Consider the following 3,150-nt stretch of genomic DNA (forward strand, 5'->3'; position numbering starts at 1 on the left):
GAAATAGGGCACATCCCGCCCGTCGAATACGAGACCAACCATTACCGCGAAACCACGAAACCCCAGGTCACAGTCACGACCTAGAGTCTCGATCAAACCCGGAACGGTTCACTTCTCGTCGCCGAGGCCGAAGTACTCACAGATGTCGGCCACCGTCTCGGCATCCTCCGCACTGCCTGTGAGGCCGATCTGGACGAGCAGCCAGAAGCCCTCCTGCGCCCTGGCACGGCATTCGTGATCCGGGTTCGCTGATCCCGAGCCCGGCTCGCTGCCGCAGCCCGATCCAGCGGCCACGAACAGCAGCGTCTGCAGAAGCTCGCCCAAGGCCAGGGATGAGAGCTCGCCAGCCAGCGCGGCGAGGATCACGCTGACGGCCGGCGCGGTGCACTCGAACGTGATCGTATTGATCTCAACGTGGTTGCCGAGGGTGTATCCGGTCATGTCCCGCGGGGTCTCGGCCGTGATGATCGTCTCGAACAGCAAGGGCACATGATCTGCGTAGTCGCCGCAGCCACAACGCAGTGAAGACCAGTCGTACCGTCCCAGCTCAGCACGAACCAGCTCACTGACAGTCATCCGCGGTCCCCTCCACAAGCCGTGCCCGAGCGCCGCCCTTGCCCGGGCCGCAGTGCTCAAGCATCTCCCAGGTGCCCGTGTGCTGTCGCCAGCTGTTTCACGAAGCCGCGGTCGTAGCCGCTGCGTCGAGCTGAGTGCGAGGCCGTCCGACCGCTCGCGGATCGTGAAGTAGTCGCGGAGGAGCCGGTGGAGTGTGATCACGGCTGCGGCGTCGGCCTGCTTGGTGAGCGGGTGGGTCCAGCCCCCTGGAGTGAGGTGGCGGACGAGGAGGGGCCAGGTCAGGTCGTGGCCTCGGCCGAGGCGGACCACGAGCCACTCCTGGAACCCTGTGAGCATGTTCCAGGAGCTTCCGGCGTCCAGGCCGAGAAGAAGGGCGGTCATCGAGGAGAAGGAGCCGTCGAGGCCGTGCCGGGCGGGCTCGCGACGAACGGCGGTCAGCAGCGCTTGATAGTGCTGGAGTACGTTCGAGTGGAAGGTCTGCTGGGTGGCGGCGAGGTAGTTGCCTCGTGCAGGGCGGTGACGCGGCCTGCCGGTTCGGGGACTGTCACGAACGCCTCCAGGGGTTGGCGAGCGGGTCGAACAGGCCCAGCGGGATGACCTTGGCCAGCTCAGTGTCCGGATCTGCGTCCGGCAGGGGCTCGACGGCGGGTGGGTCCGGGACCGGTCGGTCGGGGGTGGTGGCCCGAGTCCGGGCGCCGACGCGGCGGGAACGCTTGGCCGCAGGCCCCTTCTCCGGCGCGGGGCCCGCGTGGGCCCGCCGCAGCAGGGCAGCGGCGGCGTCCGCGATCTGCTCCTCGGTGCCGCCTGGGACCTGTTCGCAGGCGTGGTCCCAAGCCAGCTCTCCGAACGGGACGCCGAGCCGGCGAAGGTGCTTCCAGAACACGGTGATCCACCGATCGCCCTGGCGGTCGCGTACCCAGATGCGGGAGATGTCGTAGGGTCGTAGTGGATCTCCCACAGGCCCTTCTTCTCCGACACCCCGGAGTGCTGGCGGCGCAATGGGCCCAACTCGACGTCGTCGTAGGTGCGGTGCTTGATCCGGATGCCGTAGACGTTGATCGCCTGCCAGCGCTCGGGCAGCAGCTCGATGTAGTCCTCGCCGTTCAGCGGGACCGGGACGTAGCCGCAGGACTCCACCAGCGTGGCGTACTTCTCGTTCGGCGAGAACGCCCGCTTCGGTGCCTGCGGGTCACGCAGCCCGTCATGCGGCCGGATTTGCCACACCGCGGTGATCCACTCGTCGAGAAGGCCCTGCAGCTCGGGCAGCGACCACAGCGGCCCGTCCTCCGGCTTCCGGCCCCGCCGGTCCACGGTCGAACCGGTGTAGCCCGCGACGAACTGAGCGAACAGCGTGGCCACCGAGCCCAGGGTCTTCTCGATCGTGCCCTGTCCATCGGGGTCGCCTTGTGGGCGGGCTGCAGGTTGATGCCCAAATACCGGCAGGACGCGCGGAAGTTGTTCGAGATGAACACCTTGCCGTGGTCGCAGACGATCGTCTCCGGAACGATCACCGGCCGTGCCGCCGCGTGATCCAGGCGCTCGTCCAAGGTCAGCAGCCGCCGGTGCGGCAACACCGAACGGGACATCAGCAGGGCTTCTGACCAGCCCGGTCGCATCGTCTCCGGGGTGACGCTGCGGGCCAGTGGAAGTGGCGGTTCCACGGCAGGAACTGGGGGGACGCGGTGACCTGTGGGAAGTTCACCGCGTGGAGCCGAGCCAGATGCTCGAAGTGCCCCTTCTGCTGGAGAACCTGGATAGCCCGGATGAGGCTCTTGAGCTGCCGAGGAGCAGCACCAAGCCCTGGCAACCGCCCGGCGACCCGCCCCGCCACCGCCGACCAAGCCTGCCGCGCGCTCGCCGAGAACATTTCCGCGTGCCCACACTGCCGACCCGACACCACCCTCGGCATCCTCGACCAGCCGCCTGAAGAGCGGCAACAGATCCGGGCAGCCACCCGTGGGTGCCTGCCCCCCTCACCGCCCCATAACGGCTGCCTCAGGTAGGCCGGCCGACGGCGAGCCCGGCGATCACAAGTACGAAGCTGAGAGAGCACACAATGCGCTGCTGACGGGACCACATGTCCCACCCGCGTTGCCCCTTGCTCCCCACCATGATCCCGACCATGCCGACGATGAATCCGATCAATCCCAACAAGGCCATGCAGCTATCCGATGCGCCAAGGGACGGACTCGTCAAGAGACCTACAGGGGCAAGACGCTTCGGCTCACCGGTTGCATGGTGGGTGGCCTCGTCGTGCGGACCGCCACGTGGCCGTCAGGCCAGAACGCTTACGACTTGGTCCGCGATTGAGGTTCGGGCGTGCCTGCTTGGCGGGTCGGCTGGTGGTTGATCAGCAGGCGGCCTGCCGGGCGAGCACGAGCTCGGTACTCGGCTTGCGGCGGGTCGGCCGGCAAGCCGACCGGTCCGAAACCAATGAAGCGATCGCCCGATGGGTCTCGGCGTAGGGGTCTGCCGCACGATCGGGTGACATCTGAACTGGCTTGCCCTGTGGGGCAGGTGGGAAGGATGTCGCTGTGCCAAAGCCCTATCCGGAAGAGTTCCGCCAGGACGTCG

2 protein-coding genes are annotated in these 3,150 nt (G+C 67.5%); one reads left to right on the plus strand and one right to left on the minus strand.

Annotation, left to right across the window (positions count from 1 at the left end):
- Window positions 1-108 precede the first annotated feature (108 nt).
- Window positions 109-1,935 carry a hypothetical protein gene (locus ACEPPI_RS40265; protein WP_373920204.1) on the minus strand — a complete coding sequence of 609 codons (1,827 nt, stop codon included), beginning with the start codon at window positions 1,933-1,935 and terminating at the stop codon, window positions 109-111.
- Between the two features lie 404 nt (window positions 1,936-2,339).
- Between ACEPPI_RS40265 and ACEPPI_RS40270 the strand changes: the two genes are divergently transcribed.
- Complete coding sequence (locus tag ACEPPI_RS40270; protein ID WP_373920205.1) at window positions 2,340-2,579, plus strand: DUF6233 domain-containing protein; 240 nt, start codon at window positions 2,340-2,342, stop codon at window positions 2,577-2,579.
- Window positions 2,580-3,150 lie beyond the last annotated feature (571 nt).

Origin of the sequence: Streptomyces sp. AB3(2024) (genome assembly GCF_041862025.1) — a bacterium.
Taxonomy (GTDB): Bacteria; Actinomycetota; Actinomycetes; order Streptomycetales; family Streptomycetaceae; genus Streptomyces.

Excerpts from the sequence above, each read along its gene's own strand:
- ACEPPI_RS40270 (WP_373920205.1), top strand. The coding sequence starts at position 2,340 with ATGAGGCTCTTGAGCTGCCGAGGAGCAGCACCAAGCCCTGGCAACCGC.